Genomic DNA, 15,733 nt, shown 5'->3' with positions numbered 1-15,733 from the left:
AGTGATGAAGGATAACTCTTAATGCAGTTTTCTGCATACAGAATGCCAACAAAACCCGCTCAGGCGACGTCGGCGAACTGCTTCAACACGGTCAGCGGGTCTTCGCCGGATTGCCACCAGGCGCTGACCTGCTGCAACGCGTCAGGGTCCTGGCTCTTGAGCCGCGCAATCAGCTGGCCGGGTTCGCGGGGGCTGTCAAAGCCCGGGCTTTGCAGCATCAGCGCGCCACCGGCGTCCACCAGCTTGAAATAGAACTTGCCGTCGGCCTCGCGGTACTGCTTGAAGACCGGCAAGGCGGCCCTGGCGTTCTTGCTCGCTGCGCCGGCGGCCGCCTGGCTGCCCAGGTGGCGCAAGCCCACGGCCTGGCGCAGTTCGGCCATGAAGGGGCGCGACAGCGCGCGGGCCTTGTCGGCGCCGGCCAGCAGGATGCGCTCGACCTCGGCCGGGTTGGACACCATGGACTGGTACTTGTCGCGCATGGGCGCAATGTCGCGGTCAATGCGCTCGAACACCTGCTGCTTGGCGTCTCCCCAGGCAATGCCATCGGCATAGGCCTGGCGCAACGCGGCGGTTTCCTGGGGCGTGGCAAACGCCTGGTAGAGCTGGAACAGGGCCGAGCCCTCGGTGTCCTTGGGCTCGCCGGGCGCGCGGGAGTCGGTCACGATGCCCATGATGAGCTTGCGCATCTGCTCGCGCGGCACAAACAACGGGATGGTGTTGTCGTAGCTCTTGCTCATCTTGCGGCCGTCCAGGCCGGGCAAGGTGGCCACGGATTCATCAATCACCGCTTCGGGCGGCACCAGGTGCTCGCCATACAGGTGGTTGAAGCTGGCCGCCATGTCGCGGGCCATCTCGATGTGCTGGATCTGGTCGCGGCCGACGGGAATCTTGTGCGAGCGGAACATCAGGATGTCGGCCGCCATCAGCACCGGGTACATGAACAGGCCGGCCGTGACGTCGGCGTCGGCGTCGTTGCCGGCCGCGGTGTTCTTGTCCACCGAGGCCTTGTAGGCGTGGGCGCGGTTGAGCACGCCCTTGCCGGTCACGCAGGTCAGCAGCCAGGTCAGCTCGGGGATTTCAGGGATGTCGGACTGGCGGTAGAAAAACACCTTGTCTGGGTCCAGCCCGGCGGCCAGCCAGGTGGCGGCGATTTCCAGCGTGGAGCGCTGGATGCGCGCGGGCTCGTCGCACTTGATCAGCGCGTGGTAGTCGGCCAGGAAGTAGTAGCTCTCGATGCCGGGCGTCTTGCTGGCCGCCACGGCGGGGCGGATGGCGCCAACGAAATTGCCCAGGTGGGGCGTGCCGGTGGTGGTGATGCCGGTGAGGAAGCGGACGGGAGACGCGGAACTCATGGTGACGAACGGTGGTTTATCGGAACAGGGCCGTCAACGGCGTGAGCAGCAGGCCGATGGCGCCATAACCCAGGTCCATCAGCGGGCGCAACCAGTAGGTTCCCACCACACCCAGCAGCACCAGGCCCATGACGATGAAGAAGCCCCAGGGTTCGAGCCGGGACACGGCCTGCGCCTGCTTCCAGGGCAGGACCCCGACCAGGATGCGGCCACCGTCCAGCGGCGGCAGCGGGAACAGGTTGAAGGCCCACATCACCAGATTGACCAGCACGCCGGCGCGCGCCATCTCAAGGAAGAAGCGTTCCTGCACACCGCTGCCAGCCAGCAGCGTGAACACGACGGCCCAGGCAATGGCCTGGACGAAGTTGGAGGCGGGCCCGGCCAGGGCCACCCAGATCATGTCGCGCTTGGGGTTGCGCAACTGGCCGAAGTTGACCGGGACCGGCTTGGCGTAGCCAAACAGGAAGGCCCCCGAGGTGGCGAAGTACAGCATCAGCGGCATCAGGATCGTGCCCACCGGATCAATGTGCTTGACCGGATTGAGCGTGATGCGGCCCATCATCGCGGCGGTGTTGTCGCCGAAATGGCGCGCGGCATAGCCGTGCGCGGCTTCATGGATGGTGATGGCGAACAGCACGGGCAGTGCGTAGATCGCGATGGTTTGAATCAGGTTGGCTATGTCCACGGGGGGGATTGTCTCAGACGGCCCGCAGGCCACCCGTCTCAGAGTCCGAGCCGGGCGAGGTCGCCCCGGCCCTGGCGCACCACCACGGGTTCGCTGTCGCCGTCATGCATGTCGATCACGGTGGTGGGCTCGGACGGGCAGGCGCCCGCGTCGATGACGCCGGCGATCTGGTGTTCAAAGCGCTCGCGGATGTCATGGGCGTCGTTGAGCGGATCGGTTTCGCCCGGCGGGATGAGCGTGGTGGCCAGCAGCGGCGCGCCGTGCAGGGCCAGCAGTTCCTGCAACGCGCGGTGGTCGGGCACGCGCAGGCCAATGGTCTTGCGCTGCGGGTGGCTCAGGCGGCGCGGCACTTCGCGCGTGGCCTCCAGGATGAAGGTGTAGGCGCCCGGCGTGGCGGACTTGAGCAGGCGGTATTGCCTGTTGTCGACCCGCGCGTAGTTGGCCAGTTCACCGAGGTCGCGGCACAGCAGCGTGAGGTGGTGCTTGTCGTCCACCTGGCGGATCTGGCGCAGCCGGTCGGCCGCGGCCTTGTCGTCCAGGTGGCAGACCAGCGCGTAGCTGGAGTCGGTGGGAACGGCCACGATGCCGCCGCGTTCCAGCAGGCCCACGGCCTGCTTGAGCAGGCGGGTCTGCGGGTTCTCAGGATGGACTTCGAAATACTGGGCCATGATGGATTGTCATGATTCCACGGGTTCGACCACGATGCGGCTTTCCCGCACGGTCAGCCAGGCCCCCGCGGCACCGCACACCGCGACCAGCGCAATGCCCGCGAGCGAGGTGCGGTCGGGCACATGCTCGAACACCAGCCAGCCGCCCAGCATCGCAAAGCCGATCTGCGCATACAGGTAGGGCGTGAGCGTGGCGGCGGGCGCTTTCTTGTAGGCCAGGATCAGGAAGAAATGCCCCACAGTGCCCATGAACCCCATGAGGCACAGGCCGGCCCAGAGCGTCCACGAATCCAGCGACGCCCAGACAAAAGGCAAGGCCACCGAGGCCAGCAGCGTACCCACCCATCCGGTGTAGAAATGCATGGTGAGGGAGTCCTCGGTCTTGGCGAGCTTGCTGGTGAGCACCTGGAACCAGGCATTGGACGCCACCAGGCCCAGCGGCAGCAACAGCGTCCAGGTGAAGCTGCCGCCACCGGGGCGGATGATGATCATGGTGCCGGCAAAACCACCCGCCACCAGCACCCAGCGCAGCGACGAGACATGCTCCTTGAGCTGGGTGGCGGCCAGCAGGGTGATGACCAGCGGCGTGATCATCACGATGGCGGTGAACTCGCCCACCGGCATGTACTTGAGGCTGAAGAAGGCGAACAGGCTGGTGGTGAACAGCAGCGCGCCGCGCAGGCACTGGTAGCGGGGGTGGGCCGTGCGCAGCACCGACAGCCCGCGCAGGGGCAGCACGGCCACCGTGGTGGCCACGGCCTGGAACAGGTAGCGGAACCACAGCGCCATGAGCACCGGAACGCTCAGGCTCACGTACTTGGTGGTGGTGTCCAGCGTGGCAAAGCAGGCGACCGCGGCGGTTGCCAGCGCGATGCCGACCAGCGCGCGCTGCGAACGCGGGCCGCTCACTGGATGCGGTCCGCGAGCAATTCCCAGACCGGGGTGAGTTCACCAGGCAGGTAGGGCAGCTTGCCGAGGTCGGTGTGGCTTTCGTCGGGGCTGTGGAAGTCGCTGCCGCGCGAGGCGGCGAGGCCGAACTCGCGCGCCGTCTCGGCGTAGCGCACGGCCTCGGCGGCGGTGTGGCTGCCGGTCACCACCTCGACCGCCTGGCCGCCGTGGGCCTTGAACTCGGTGAACAGCGCGTATTCCTCGTTGGCGGTGAACTTGTAGCGCGCGGGGTGGGCAATCACGGCCGCGCCGCCGGCCTGCGTGATCCACTGCACCGCGTGCTGCAGCGAGGCCCAGCGGTGCGGCACATAGCCGGGCTTGCCTTCGGTCAGGTATTTGCGGAACACCTCGGCGGTTTCCTTGCAGACACCTGTTTCCACCAGGAAGCGCGCGAAATGGGTGCGGGAGATGAGCTCGGGGTTGCCCACGAATTTCAGGGCGCCTTCGTAGGCGCCGGGGATGCCGGCCTGGGCCAGCTGCTGCGCCATCTCGCGGGCCCGGCCCTCGCGTCCGCCGCGCGTGGCGGTCAGGCCTTGCCGCATGGCTGCGTTGTCGGGGTCAAAACCCAACCCCACGATGTGAACGGTTTCGCCGGCGAAGGTCACCGAGATTTCGGTGCCCGTGAGGTACTTCATGCCCTGCGCACGGGCCGCGGCTGCCGCCCGGTGCTGCCCGCCAATCTCGTCATGGTCGGTCAGGGCCCACAGTTCGACGCCATTGGCCGCCGCGCGCGCGGCCAGCTCTTCGGGCACGAGGGTGCCGTCGGAGACGACGGAGTGGCAGTGCAGGTCGGCGTTGAGAATGGACACGGACTGATTTTAGGCGCGATGGGCCTTGCAAGGTGTCAGCAGGGACATGGCGGTGGCTTAGGATGGACGCCAGTCAATCGAAAGGTTCCATCCATGATCGTCGTTCATCACCTCAACAACTCCCGTTCGCAGCGCGTGCTCTGGTTGCTCGAGGAGCTGGGTCTTGCCTATGAGATCAAGCGCTATGAGCGGGACCGCAAGACCATGCTCGCGCCGCCCGAGCTGCGCCAGGTCCATCCGCTGGGCAAATCCCCCGTGATCACCGACGGCGATTTCACGCTGGCCGAGTCGGGCGCCATCCTGGAATACCTGATCGACGGGCATGGGGCGGGCCGGCTGGCGCCGCTGCTGGGCACGCCCGAGCGCCTGCGCTACCGCTACTGGATGCATTACGCCGAAGGCTCGGCCATGCCGCCCCTGCTGCTCAAGCTGGTGTTTGACCAGATCGAGAAGGCGAAGATGCCGTTTTTCGCGAAGCCCATCGCCAGGGCCATCGCCGGCAAGGCCAAGAGCGGCTTCATCCTGCCCAACATCCGGCAGCACCTGGACTATCTGGAGGCCGAGCTGGGCAAGTCGCCCTGGTTTGCCGGCGCCGAATTCACTGGAGCCGACATCCAGATGAGCTTTCCGCTCGAGGCGGCCGCCGCGCGCGGCGGGCTTGACGCGAGCCGGCCGCGTCTCATGGACTTCCTGGCGCGCATCCACGCCCGCCCGGCCTACCAGCGCGCAGTGGAAAAGGGCGGGGCCTTCAGCATCATGGGCTGAGCCGCCGCGCCAGGCTTAGTGCAGCGCGCCGGCGCCCCTGGCAATGTCCACCGGGGTGAGCAGCGCCGCCCGCAGGGCGATGGCCAGGCCGCGCACCATGTCGTCCAGGGCCATGCCCGGTGTGCCCTGGCCGGGCAGCCAGGGCACGTGGATGAAACCGCCGCGCACCTTGCGCAGGCCGCGCCGCGTGGCCAGCACGTGCATCAGGCCGTAAAAGACATGGTTGCAGACAAAGGTACCCGCGGTTTGCGAGACCTCGCCCGCCACACCCTCGCGCTGCAGCGCCTGCCACATGGCCTTGACCGGCAGCCGCGTGAAATACGCCGCGGGGCCGCCCTCGATCACCGGCGTGTCCACGGGTTGGGCCTGGGCGTTGTCGGGGATGCGCGCGTCATTGACGTTGATGGCCACACGCTCCAGCGACAGCGCCGCGCGCCCGCCCGCCTGGCCCAGGCACACCACCAGCACCGGCCGGTGCTCGCGCAGCAGCGCGTCCAGCGCCTGAAGCGACTGGCCGAACACGGTGGGCAACTGTGCCCCCACCACGCGGTGGCCCGCGATGCGCCGGCCATGCAATGCCTGCGCGACGAGCCAGCTCGGGTTGAGCGCATCGCCGCCGAAAGGGTCAAAGCCCGTGACCAGCACAACGGGCAACGGGGTGCGGGCGGGGCGGGGGGCGGCTACCATTGGCTGACTTTAGCGCAGGAGACCGCTCGTGAAATGGGAAGGCAACCGTGAGTCGGACAACGTGGAAGACCGCCGGGGCGAATCGGGCGGCTCCGGGGGCGGTGGGTTGTTTGGCGGCCGCAGCATCGGCGTTGGCACCATCGTGATCGCGCTGGTGGGGGGCTGGATCTTTGGCATCAACCCGCTGACCCTCCTGAACCTGCTCAGCGGCGGCGGCGCGCCCACGGCCCAGGTGCAGCAGGCGCCGGCCCAGCGCCCGCCGGCCGACGACCGCCTGGCCAAATTTGTTTCCACCGTGCTGGCCGACACCGAAGACGTGTGGAAGCAGCAGTTCAGCCAGTCGGGCGCGACCTACCGCGAGCCGCGGCTGGTGCTGTTCCGCGGCGCCACTCGCACGGCCTGCGGCCAGGGCCACGCGGCCATGGGCCCGTTCTACTGCCCGGGTGACCAGAAGGTCTACATCGACCTGGGCTTCTATGAAACGCTCAAAAACCGCCTTGGCGCGCCGGGCGACTTTGCCCAGGCCTATGTGATCGCGCATGAAGTGGGCCACCATGTGCAGAACCTCATGGGCATCAGCCGCAAGATGGACGAGATGCGCGGCCGGCTCAGCCAGGTCGAATACAACGCGCTGAGCGTGCGGCTGGAGCTGCAGGCCGACTGTCTGGCCGGCGTCTGGGCCCACCATGCACAGAACGCGCGGCAGATCCTGGAGCAGGGCGATGTGGAAGAAGCCATGAATGCCGCCGCGAAGATTGGTGACGACGCCCTGCAGCGCGGCAGCGGCGGGGCCGTGGTGCCCGAGAGCTTTACCCACGGCACCAGCGCGCAGCGCCAGCGCTGGTTCTCGACCGGGCTGCGGACCGGGGCCGTCAAGGCCTGCGACACCTTCTCGGCGCGCAGCCTCTGAGCGCCTGAGCAGCCGGGCCGCCGGCGCCCTCAGTCGGTGGCGTTGGCGAGGTGGCTGAGCTCGAACACGATGGCCGCGAGCAGCTTGTCGCGCAGGCTGTTCGAGCTGACCCGGCCCACGCTGCGCGAGCCAAAGCCGCCCACGTCGAACACATTGGCAATGGGTGAAATTTCAATCACGGCCAGGCCGCGTCCGCGCACTTCATGGGCGGAGCGGCGCCAGTAGCGGAAGGCCTCGGTGTCCAGGAACTCGGGGACCGACACCAGGCAGTCGGGCACGGCGGTGGTGTCGGCCAGTGCCCGCAAGTCGCCCAGTGTGCGCAGGCGCTTCACATGCGGACGCAGCGTGTCGTAGGCCAGGGTGGCGAGGTTGCCGCGCGGCATGACGCACCACACCTCGGTCTGGTCGGGGTCAAACAGCGGTGCCCCGGACTCGCGGCCGGACTCGACCTCCAGCACCGCAAGGCCCGAGTGCTGGCTCATCACGCGGTCGAACTGAACCACCACGCGGATGCGGTCCGCCTCGATCTTGCGCTTGACCCGCACGCCCTTCAGGCGCGCCAGCTGCCAGAGCACGTACCAGTCCACCGAATTCAGGTGACGGTCCTGGTCGGCGTTGTGGTTGAGCTCGGTGATGCGGACCCAGACTTCGCCGCGCGGGCGGCCGGTTTCACGCGTGAGCTTGACGTTGATGTCCTGGCCCAGGTTGAGGCTCCAGCTCAGCAGCGAATCCATGGCGCTGGCCAGCGACTCGGGCTCGGCCAGCACATCCACCCGGGCCAGGTCGGCCACGATGCGGTGGCGCGGTGAGCGCTGCTGGTGGTGCGAGACCGCGTCGGCCACGACTTCATCAAGGGCGACGGCCTCGCCCGTGCGGGTGCTGGCCTGGTCGGCCAGGCGCGACAGGCGCTGGGCCGAAATGCCGGCCTGGTACAGGCGCTGCAGCGGCTCCTGCAGCCAGCGCGCCTCATGCGAGCCCAGCCGCCGCGAGCGCGTGAGTTCGGTCAGTCCGGCCAATGTCTGGCGGACCGATTCAGCCATGTCGGCGCCCATGCCGGCCACCAGCTCCTGCCACCGGCCGCCGGCCATGGCGTCCCCCAGCGACTGCTGGAAAACGGACTCGAACCCGGCGACGCTGTTCCTGAACACCGTGGTGCGCGGCGGCATGGTTGAACTCATGGATATCCTCCTTTGCGGGCCGGATAGGGCTTGTCGATATAGCGACTTATTATTACATTTTACGAATCGATTCGATGCGCCATCATGGCGCACCATGGCGCATGACGGGCCCTTCATGCGCGGGTCAAGCCAGCGTGCGACAATGGAAGGCTTGATGACCTCTTCCTTTTCCAATCTTTCGCTGGCCGAGCCGCTGGCGCGCGCCGTGGCCGACATGGGCTACGAGTCCATGACCCCGATACAGGCCCAGGCCATTCCCGTGGTGCTGACCGGCCAGGATGTGATGGGCGCGGCCCAGACGGGCACCGGAAAGACGGCGGCATTTTCGCTGCCGCTGCTGCAGCGCCTGCTCAAGCACGAGAACAGCTCCACCTCGCCCGCGCGCCACCCGGTGCGTGCGCTGGTGCTGCTGCCCACGCGCGAGCTGGCCGACCAGGTGGCGCAGCAGGTCAAGATGTACGCCAAGCACACCAACCTGCGCAGCGCGGTGGTGTTCGGCGGCATGGACATGAAGCCGCAGACGCTGGAACTGAAAAAAGGCGTTGAGGTGCTGGTGGCCACGCCAGGCCGCCTGCTGGACCACATCGAGGCCAAGAACGCCGTGCTCAACCAGGTGGAGTATGTGGTGCTCGACGAGGCCGACCGCATGCTGGACATCGGCTTCCTGCCGGACCTGCAGCGCATCCTGAGCTACCTGCCCAAGGAACGCACCACGCTGCTGTTCTCGGCCACCTTCTCGCCCGAGATCAAGCGGCTGGCCAACAGCTACCTCAAGGACCCCGTGACCATCGAGGTGGCGCGGCCCAACGAAACCGCCTCCACCGTCGAGCAGCATTTCTACAGCGTGGGCGACGATGACAAGCGCCGCGCCCTCAAGCAGATCGTGCGCCAGCGCGGCCTCACGCAGGCCTTTGTCTTCGTCAACAGCAAGCTCGGTTGTGCCCGCCTGGCGCGCTCGCTCGAGCGTGAAGGCCTCAAGACCACCGCGCTGCACGGCGACAAGAGCCAGGACGAGCGCCTCAAGGCGCTGGCCGCGTTCAAGGCCGGCGAGGTCGACCTGCTGGTGGCCACCGATGTGGCCGCGCGCGGCCTGGACATCAAGGACGTGCCGGCGGTGTTCAATTTCGACGTGCCCTTCAATGCCGAGGACTACGTCCACCGCATTGGCCGCACCGGCCGTGCCGGTGCCTCGGGCCTGGCCGTGACCTTTGTTTCCGGCAGCGATGGCCGGCTGGTGGCCGATCTCGAAAAGCTGCTCAAGAAGAAGCTCGAGCTCGAGGCCGTGGAATTTGAAGAAGACCGCCCGCGCGGACGCATTAACGATGGCCGCCGCCACTGGCGCGACGAAGGCGAAGTGGGCGACCCGCGCGACGCGCTGGACGCCCCGCGTGCCCCGCGCGTGCCCCGCGAGTCGCGGCCCGCCGCCGCGCCGCGTGACCCGTTCTTTGACCAGCCCTACCAGCCGCCGGCCAATGACGCCGCCCCGGCCTGGGAAGGTTCGGGCAAGCCGGCCGGTGGCCGCGTGTCGGCCAACATCAAGCCCAAGCGCAAGGTCGCGGCCCTGTTCAAGGCGGGCTGACCGCCCGGCGGGCCCGGTTTCAGGCCCATTTCAAGCTCAATTCAAGCCTGTTAGGGCTGGAGTCCATGCCGGGCGGGCACTTCGTGCTACAAAAAGGCTAGCAGTTCACTCGCCAGGCCGCTGCGCCTGCTCACACTTCACCTGGATCAGTTCGTGCTGCGCGGCGTCCGCGCCCAGGCGCAGCGCGCTCAGGCAACCGCCCCAGACACAACCCGTGTCCAGCGACATCACGTCAGGCCGCAACAGCAGGCCCAGCGTGGACCAGTGCCCGAATGCAATGGGGGTGCCCGCGGTCCGCCGCCCCGGCACGTCAAACCACGGCAGATAACCCGGCGGCGTGGCCTCCAGCCCACCGCTGGTCTTGAGGTCCATCACGCCCTGCGGGGTGCAAAAGCGCAGCCGGGTGAGCGCGTTGACGACCACGCGCAGCCGGTCCGCGCCCGTGAGGCCGTCGTCCCACTGCGCGGGCTGGTTACCATACATCTCGCGCAAAAAGTCGGGCAGGTCGGGCCCGCGCAGCACGGCCTCCAGCTCAGCCGCCAGCGCCAGCGTTTGCGCGAGCGTCCAGCCGGGCAACACGCCCCCGTGAACCATGAGCACGCCATGGGCGTGCAGCGCCATGGGCCGCTGCCGCAGCCAGTCGATCAGCGCTTCGCGGTCGGTTGCGAGCAGCACGCTGTCCATGGTGTCGTTGCGGTGCGGGGCGCGGGCGCCGTGGGCCACGGCCAGCAGGCTCAGGTCGTGGTTGCCCAGCAGGCAGTGGGCCGACGGGCCCAGCGCCATCAGGCGGCGCAGCACATCGGCCGAGGCTGGCCCGCGGTTCACGAGGTCGCCCAGCAGGTACAGCGTGTCGCGGCTCGGCGAGAAATCAAGGGTGCCCAGCAGCCGCCCCAGCGCCGCGTCGCAGCCCTGCACATCGCCGATCAGGTAAATTGCCATGGTTGTCTCTTCGTTTGCAATTCATGGATTTTCTGCTGATCGCGTTCCTGACCCTTCTCAACGGCGTGTTCGCCATGTCGGAACTGGCGCTGGCGTCCAGCCGCAAGGCCCGGCTCAACGCCATGGCGGAAGACGGCGACAAGGGCGCGCAGGCCTCGCTGGCGCTGCTGGACAACCCCACGCAGTTCCTCTCGTCGGTGCAGGTGGGCATCACCTCCATCGGCATGCTCAACGGCATCATTGGCGAGGCCGCGTTCAGCGCCGACCTGGCCGTGGAACTGATGACCCTGGGCATGCCGGACACGGCCGCTTCCATCACCGCCACCGCGCTGGTGGTCACGCTCATCACCTTCATCACCATCGTGTTTGGCGAACTGGTGCCCAAGCGCATTGGCCAGCTTTACCCCGAAACGGTGGCCCGCCTGGTGGCGCGACCCATGGTCTGGGTGGCGCGCGTGGCCAAGCCCTTTGTCTGGCTGCTGTCGTTCAGCACGCAGACCGTGCTCAAGCTGCTGCGCATCGACAATGCCGCGGGCCGCCTCATGACCGAGGAGGAGATCGTGGCCAGCCTGGAGGAGGGCGTGGACGCCGGCGTGATCGAGCGCCACGAGCGCCAGATGGTGCAGAACGTGTTCCACCTGGACGACCGGCCGCTGACCTCGCTGATGGTGCCGCGCTCCGACATCGAGTGGCTGGCCGCCGGCCTGAGCATTGCCGAGGGCCTGCGCCAGGCGGGCACGGGGGGCACCCACTCGTGGTACCCGGTGTGCCGCGGCTCGCTGGACGACGTGGTGGGCGTGGTCAGCGTGGCCATCCTGCTGCAGCTGGGGCCCGACCACCCGGGCACGGTGGAAGCCCATGCCCAGCCCGCGCTGTTCCTGCCCGAGACGCTGAGCGGGCTGGAGCTGCTGGAGCAGTTCCGCGCCAAGTCGGGCCGCATGGTGTTCGTGGTGGATGAATATGGCGTGGTGCAGGGCCTGATGACGCCGGGTGACCTGCTCGAGGCCATCACCGGCGAGCTGCAGCCCGATGCCCTGGCCGAGGCCTGGGCCACCCAGCGCGAGGATGGCTCCTGGCTGCTGGACGGCCTCATGCCCGTGGCCGAGCTGCGGGCCCGGCTTGACATCCGCGAGCTGCCCGATGAGGACCGCGGGCTGTACAACACCGTGGCCGGCCTGCTCATGGCCGTGTCGGGCCACCTGCCCGCCACGGGCGAGCGGATTGAATGCGCGGGCTGGATTTTTGAGGTGGTGGACCTTGACGGGCGGCGCATCGACAAGGTACTGGCCATGCCCGTGGCCCCGGGGGGGCCGCCCGCCGACGGATTCTCATGACACAGGAAACACAGCATGTCTGACGCGGTCTATTACGAAAAGCCGGTGCTGCTGCACCGCGACACGCACCGCCACCGCAAGGTCGCGCAGAGCACCAGTTTTGCGTTCGCGCGCAAGGCCAATTCGCTGTACCTCGCGGGCGTGGAGTTTGGCGAGGCCGGCAAGGAATACGCCATCGTGTTCACGCGCGCGGCGGGCCGCAAGGTGGTGCCGGTGGCCATGCTGGGCCTGCGCCCGCGCGAGAACCTGTATGTGGATGACGATGCGCGCTGGACAGCGGCCTACATCCCGGCCTTTGTGCGGCGCTACCCGTTTGTGCTGTCGGAGCTGGCGGACGGCCAGTTTGGCGTGTGCATTGACGAGGCCTACCCCGGCCTGGGCACCACGAAGGGCGAGGCCCTGTTCGACGCCGCGGGCGGCAACACGCCGTTCCTGCAGAACGCGCTGGACTTCCTCAACCGCTACCAGCAGGAATACCAGCGCACCGACGCCTTCTGCCAGCGCCTGGTCGAGATGGACCTGCTGATGGAAATGAACGCCAAGGCCGACCTGATCGATGGCCGCAGCTTCACCGTCAATGGCCTCATGGTGGTGGATGAGAAGAAGCTGCTGGCCCTGCCGGACGCGCGGGCACTGTCGCTGTTTCGCAGCGGCGAGCTGCACTGGATCTCCATGCACCTGAGCAGTTTGTCGAACATGCAGCGCCTGGTGGACCGCGTGGCCGCGCGCAAGGCGCAGATGGCGCCACCGCCCAAACCGGGCGGGGCGGGCTGAGCGGGCTGGGTGGGCTCAGGCGGCCGGGCGGCTGAACTGCGCGGGGTCGATGACTTCCAGGTCGCCTTCGTCAATCAGCGCCCGGATCAGTGCGTCGGCCTGCGCCTCGGGCAGCTCGGTGCTCATCAGGAACCAGCGCCGGTTGACCGGCCGCGCGCTCATGATCGACAGCGCGCGGTAGACGTTGGCCGTGCGGTGGTCCGAAGGCAGGGCCGGCCAGCGGCGCAGCCGGTAGATCAGCTCGCCGGCCACCGGGCCCGGGCCGGGCTCGTTGGCCGCCTCGCCGAGCACCCACAGGCCCGCGAAGGATGAAGACGTCTTCACGACCCAGTGGCGCAGGTTCTGGTAATTCAACATGGCCTGACCAGTGTCGCGCCTGGCCTTGCGCCGCCTCTAGGGCATTGCGGCGATCGCCTTAGGGATGTGGCTTAAGCCGGCCGCGTGCCCGCGGATTTCGTATCCATTTGTCACCTGAAACCCTATACTGGCGCGTGCGGCCACCAGAAGACCGCATGCAGGGGGCAACCGGAACCAGCTGGACCTGTATGGCCACCATCCCCTGGCACGAGACCTGGATGCGCGACACCTACTCGCGCTTCGACGCCCGCAGCGAGAAATTCAAGGCCATTGACCTGGCCATCTTCGTTTACGACAGCAACAAGTCCGAGGAATGCCGCCAGGCCATCAAGAAGGCGCTGGACGACTACATCTTCGAGCACAAGCGCCGGGGCAAGGACTGGACCCAGAGCGTGCGCAACAGGAAGGGCGCGGTCACCAACCTGTACCGAGCCGTCAACGACCTGGATGCGCGCGCGCTCACGCAGGCCGACCTGGACGCCATCGAGGCCGCCGTCGAATTGCAGCAGGCCGCGCTCAAGGCCATGTTCCAGGGCAAGAGCCTGAGCCTGCGCAGCTTCAACAAGAAGCGCCATGCCGATGGCGTGAAGAACCTGGTCAAGGGCGTGCAGGGCACGGCCGCCAACATCCGCGACCTGAGCCTGACCAAATCGAGCCAGCAGGCCACCACGGGCGTCAACGTGGTGGCGGGCACGGCGGTGACCGACAAGTTCAAGGAACTCGTCAAAACCGTGTGCGGCGCGCTGGAGCCCGAGATGGTGATGCGAGAACTGGGCCTGGGCAGCGTGACTGACTTTGCCAAGAGCATGGCGCCTGCGCTGGGAATCATTGCCTCGGCCAGCGACACGGCCGTGGGCCTGTGCAAGATCGCCTACCAGAGCTGGAGCGCCTCCAGCCTGCGCGAAGCCAGCACCTGGACGCTGGCCCCCGGCGACCCGCTGGCGGCCTTCCACGCGCTGGAGACGCTGCTGGACCGCGAGATCAACAGCACCATTGCCACCACCGCCATCTCGGGGGCGGCCTTCACGGCCAAGATGCTGTGCGGCGCGCTCGATCTGGGCGCAGCCAGCGGCCCGGCCATCGGCCTGGCCGAAACCATTGCCAAGGCCATCCAGAAGATCACCGAGTTCGTGCGCGACGCGCTGGAAGTGGAGAAGGGCAACGCCTTGCTGGCGCGCGGCGACTTCGGCATCGGCCTGTTCCAGACCTGCCCCATCCTGGGCTGCTACTTTCTGGTCGTGCAGGACCACAGCACCATCATCAACATGGCCGTGGCCGACTATGGCACCGCCAACTGGAAGATGGATGTGGAACGCATGATGGCCGCGGCGCGCCCGGTGCTGGCCAAGGCCGCCGAGTTTGTGCGCGCCTCGCCCTGGGAAATTGCGGGATTCGAAAACGCCAAGGGCATCAAGATGGCGGCCTGGGAGAAGATGACCACCACCGAGAAGGCCGCCAACCTGAAGCAGCATGTGATCGACGGCCTGGTGGACGCCGTGTCGTCCGACAAATCCACGCCCGCCCCGCAGGTGGACCGCTCGCGCATCGTGGGCTTTGGCAGCGAGAACCCGCCACCGCCCACGCTGCAGCGCTCGGGCGGGCGCATCGTGCCACCACCACTGCCGCCCCGGCCCATCCGCACCACGCCCACCGTGCAGCCGCCGCCGTTGCCGCCACCGCCTTCCCCCGCGCCGTCAGGCCCGATGTCGCTGGGCGACTTTGTGAATGCCAACAAGGGGGCGCTACCGACGCGGGTGGAATAAGCCCCCGGCGTGCGGGGCCATCGGGGATGCCGGGGGCAATGTCACTGGTCCAGCCCGAACCACTTGAAGATGTAATAGGACGAGCAGAGGTTGACATCCAGGATGTAGGCGGCCGCCGTGCCGCATTGCTGCGTCGCGCTGCCCGGATCGATGGCCGTGCCGTGGCCCATGCCGGTGATCATGACGGTCTCGACCTTGGCCACGCCGCTGGCATTCTTGTAGACCTTGTGGACCTGTCCGGCGATCGTGTCGGTCACGTCAGGCGTCTGGTCAATGCCGTGGACGTTGGTCCATTGCTTCATGATTTCAGCCAGGTAGCCAGGGTCCACGGTGGCATCCGAGCTCCCGTGCCAGATCGACACCCGGGGATAGGGGCCGGTGTAGCCGGCAGGCCCCGCGGCGCGCACCATGTCGCCCCACTGCTGGGGTGTCTTGACCTGGAGCGCCTGCGAGCAGCTCAGGTCGCACTTGGACGAGACTCCGGCAATCGGCGCGCCCGCCGCGAAGACATCCGGGTAGGTCGCCAGCATCATCGTGGTGAAGGCCGCGCCGGCGGACAGGCCCGTGATGTAGACGCGCGCCGGGTCGATCGAATGATCGGCCTTCATCTTGTCGATCATCTGTTTGGCCGACAGGGCCTCGCCCTGGCCGCGCGTGCTGTCCCCGGCGAGCCACCAGTTGAAGCACTTGCTCACCTGGTTCGGGACTTTCTGCTGCGGGAAGACGACGGCGAATTTCCACAGGTCCGCGTATTTGATGATGCCCGGCTCGGTGTCATAGGCCGCGGCCGACATCGTGCAGCCATGCACCGCCATCACCAGGGGCGCGTTGGCCGGAAGGTTGGCCGGAACGTACTTGTACATCGTCAGGTTGCCGGGATTCGAGCCGAAGTTCGAGACCAGGGTGAGCGCATGCGCGCCGGTGGCCATGAAGGCAAGGGCAAGAAAGAGGCCGACGAGTCTGCTTGAAAAGGTTTTCATCTGGA

16 protein-coding genes are annotated in these 15,733 nt (G+C 67.5%); 6 read left to right on the top strand and 10 right to left on the bottom strand.

Annotated features, from left to right (window positions below):
* Positions 1-59 precede the first annotated feature (59 nt).
* From KF796_17625 to KF796_17605, 5 genes are read right to left on the bottom strand one after another with little or no spacing between them, the layout of a single operon-like run.
* On the bottom strand, positions 60-1,352 hold the full coding sequence (locus tag KF796_17625) for a tryptophan--tRNA ligase (GenBank protein ID MBX3588454.1): 1,293 nt from the start codon (positions 1,350-1,352) through the stop codon (positions 60-62).
* A 16-nt stretch (positions 1,353-1,368) separates the two neighbouring features.
* Entirely contained in the window at positions 1,369-2,037 is a 669-nt protein-coding gene (locus KF796_17620; GenBank protein ID MBX3588453.1) for a site-2 protease family protein, read from the bottom strand.
* A gap of 38 nt (positions 2,038-2,075) precedes the next feature.
* Positions 2,076-2,705, bottom strand: coding sequence for a threonylcarbamoyl-AMP synthase (locus KF796_17615; GenBank protein MBX3588452.1), 630 nt, complete (start codon positions 2,703-2,705; stop codon positions 2,076-2,078).
* 9 nt (positions 2,706-2,714) lie between these two features.
* Positions 2,715-3,614: a DMT family transporter gene (locus KF796_17610; protein ID MBX3588451.1), complete on the bottom strand. Its 900-nt coding sequence runs from the start codon at positions 3,612-3,614 to the stop codon at positions 2,715-2,717.
* Positions 3,611-4,462, bottom strand: a complete 852-nt coding sequence (locus tag KF796_17605) for a PHP domain-containing protein (protein MBX3588450.1) — start codon at positions 4,460-4,462, stop codon at positions 3,611-3,613. Before KF796_17605 ends, KF796_17610 begins: the two co-directional genes overlap by 4 nt.
* A 93-nt stretch (positions 4,463-4,555) precedes the next feature.
* On the opposite strand from KF796_17605, the gene KF796_17600 reads away from it, so the two are divergent.
* Complete coding sequence (locus KF796_17600) at positions 4,556-5,227, top strand: glutathione S-transferase (protein ID MBX3588449.1); 672 nt, start codon at positions 4,556-4,558, stop codon at positions 5,225-5,227.
* A 15-nt stretch (positions 5,228-5,242) separates the two neighbouring features.
* Here KF796_17600 and pcp read toward each other — a convergent pair whose 3' ends face one another.
* Positions 5,243-5,914: a pyroglutamyl-peptidase I gene (pcp, locus tag KF796_17595; protein MBX3588448.1), complete on the bottom strand. Its 672-nt coding sequence runs from the start codon at positions 5,912-5,914 to the stop codon at positions 5,243-5,245.
* 28 nt (positions 5,915-5,942) lie between these two features.
* Here pcp and KF796_17590 point away from each other — a divergent pair, with 28 nt between their 5' ends.
* The gene (locus KF796_17590) at positions 5,943-6,824 is read left to right on the top strand and encodes a neutral zinc metallopeptidase (protein MBX3588447.1); all 882 of its coding nucleotides are present in this window, start codon (positions 5,943-5,945) and stop codon (positions 6,822-6,824) included.
* 29 nt (positions 6,825-6,853) lie between these two features.
* Here KF796_17590 and KF796_17585 read toward each other — a convergent pair whose 3' ends face one another.
* Entirely contained in the window at positions 6,854-8,002 is a 1,149-nt protein-coding gene (locus KF796_17585; GenBank protein MBX3588446.1) for a hypothetical protein, read from the bottom strand.
* Positions 8,003-8,156: 154 nt separating this feature from the next.
* Here KF796_17585 and KF796_17580 point away from each other — a divergent pair, with 154 nt between their 5' ends.
* Positions 8,157-9,581, top strand: a complete 1,425-nt coding sequence (locus tag KF796_17580; GenBank protein ID MBX3588445.1) for a DEAD/DEAH box helicase — start codon at positions 8,157-8,159, stop codon at positions 9,579-9,581.
* A gap of 105 nt (positions 9,582-9,686) precedes the next feature.
* On the opposite strand, the gene KF796_17575 is transcribed toward KF796_17580, so the two are convergent.
* The gene (locus KF796_17575) at positions 9,687-10,520 is read right to left on the bottom strand and encodes a symmetrical bis(5'-nucleosyl)-tetraphosphatase (GenBank protein MBX3588444.1); all 834 of its coding nucleotides are present in this window, start codon (positions 10,518-10,520) and stop codon (positions 9,687-9,689) included.
* Positions 10,521-10,543: 23 nt separating this feature from the next.
* Between KF796_17575 and KF796_17570 the strand changes: the two genes are divergently transcribed.
* Together KF796_17570 and KF796_17565 are read left to right on the top strand one after the other, a co-directional pair.
* A complete protein-coding gene (locus KF796_17570) occupies positions 10,544-11,854 on the top strand; it encodes an HlyC/CorC family transporter (GenBank protein MBX3588443.1) in 1,311 nt (436 codons plus the stop codon).
* Positions 11,855-11,869: 15 nt separating this feature from the next.
* On the top strand, positions 11,870-12,628 hold the full coding sequence (locus tag KF796_17565; GenBank protein MBX3588442.1) for a SapC family protein: 759 nt from the start codon (positions 11,870-11,872) through the stop codon (positions 12,626-12,628).
* Between the two features lie 15 nt (positions 12,629-12,643).
* Here the strand turns inward: KF796_17565 and KF796_17560 are convergent, their stop codons facing one another.
* Positions 12,644-12,985, bottom strand: coding sequence for a hypothetical protein (locus KF796_17560; protein MBX3588441.1), 342 nt, complete (start codon positions 12,983-12,985; stop codon positions 12,644-12,646).
* 188 nt (positions 12,986-13,173) lie between these two features.
* Here KF796_17560 and KF796_17555 point away from each other — a divergent pair, with 188 nt between their 5' ends.
* A complete protein-coding gene (locus KF796_17555; GenBank protein MBX3588440.1) occupies positions 13,174-14,748 on the top strand; it encodes a hypothetical protein in 1,575 nt (524 codons plus the stop codon).
* A 41-nt stretch (positions 14,749-14,789) separates the two neighbouring features.
* Here the strand turns inward: KF796_17555 and KF796_17550 are convergent, their stop codons facing one another.
* A complete protein-coding gene (locus KF796_17550) occupies positions 14,790-15,728 on the bottom strand; it encodes a PHB depolymerase family esterase (protein MBX3588439.1) in 939 nt (312 codons plus the stop codon).
* Positions 15,729-15,733 lie beyond the last annotated feature (5 nt).

The organism is Ramlibacter sp. (assembly GCA_019635435.1).
Lineage (GTDB): Bacteria > Pseudomonadota > Gammaproteobacteria > Burkholderiales > Burkholderiaceae_C > JAHBZM01.
This window is presented reverse-complemented; position numbering and strand designations above follow the sequence as displayed.

Bases quoted from the DNA above. Each gene is read 5' to 3' on its own strand.
- KF796_17625 (MBX3588454.1), bottom strand. From the start codon at position 1,352: ATGAGTTCCGCGTCTCCCGTCCGCTTCCTCACCGGCATCACCACCACC.
- KF796_17615 (MBX3588452.1), bottom strand. From the start codon at position 2,705: ATGGCCCAGTATTTCGAAGTCCATCCTGAGAACCCGCAGACCCGCCTG.
- KF796_17600 (MBX3588449.1), top strand. From the start codon at position 4,556: ATGATCGTCGTTCATCACCTCAACAACTCCCGTTCGCAGCGCGTGCTC.
- pcp (MBX3588448.1), bottom strand. From the start codon at position 5,914: ATGGTAGCCGCCCCCCGCCCCGCCCGCACCCCGTTGCCCGTTGTGCTG.
- KF796_17585 (MBX3588446.1), bottom strand. From the start codon at position 8,002: ATGAGTTCAACCATGCCGCCGCGCACCACGGTGTTCAGGAACAGCGTC.
- KF796_17580 (MBX3588445.1), top strand. From the start codon at position 8,157: ATGACCTCTTCCTTTTCCAATCTTTCGCTGGCCGAGCCGCTGGCGCGC.
- KF796_17575 (MBX3588444.1), bottom strand. From the start codon at position 10,520: ATGGCAATTTACCTGATCGGCGATGTGCAGGGCTGCGACGCGGCGCTG.
- KF796_17570 (MBX3588443.1), top strand. From the start codon at position 10,544: ATGGATTTTCTGCTGATCGCGTTCCTGACCCTTCTCAACGGCGTGTTC.
- KF796_17565 (MBX3588442.1), top strand. From the start codon at position 11,870: ATGTCTGACGCGGTCTATTACGAAAAGCCGGTGCTGCTGCACCGCGAC.
- KF796_17560 (MBX3588441.1), bottom strand. From the start codon at position 12,985: ATGTTGAATTACCAGAACCTGCGCCACTGGGTCGTGAAGACGTCTTCA.
- KF796_17555 (MBX3588440.1), top strand. From the start codon at position 13,174: ATGGCCACCATCCCCTGGCACGAGACCTGGATGCGCGACACCTACTCG.
- KF796_17550 (MBX3588439.1), bottom strand. From the start codon at position 15,728: ATGAAAACCTTTTCAAGCAGACTCGTCGGCCTCTTTCTTGCCCTTGCC.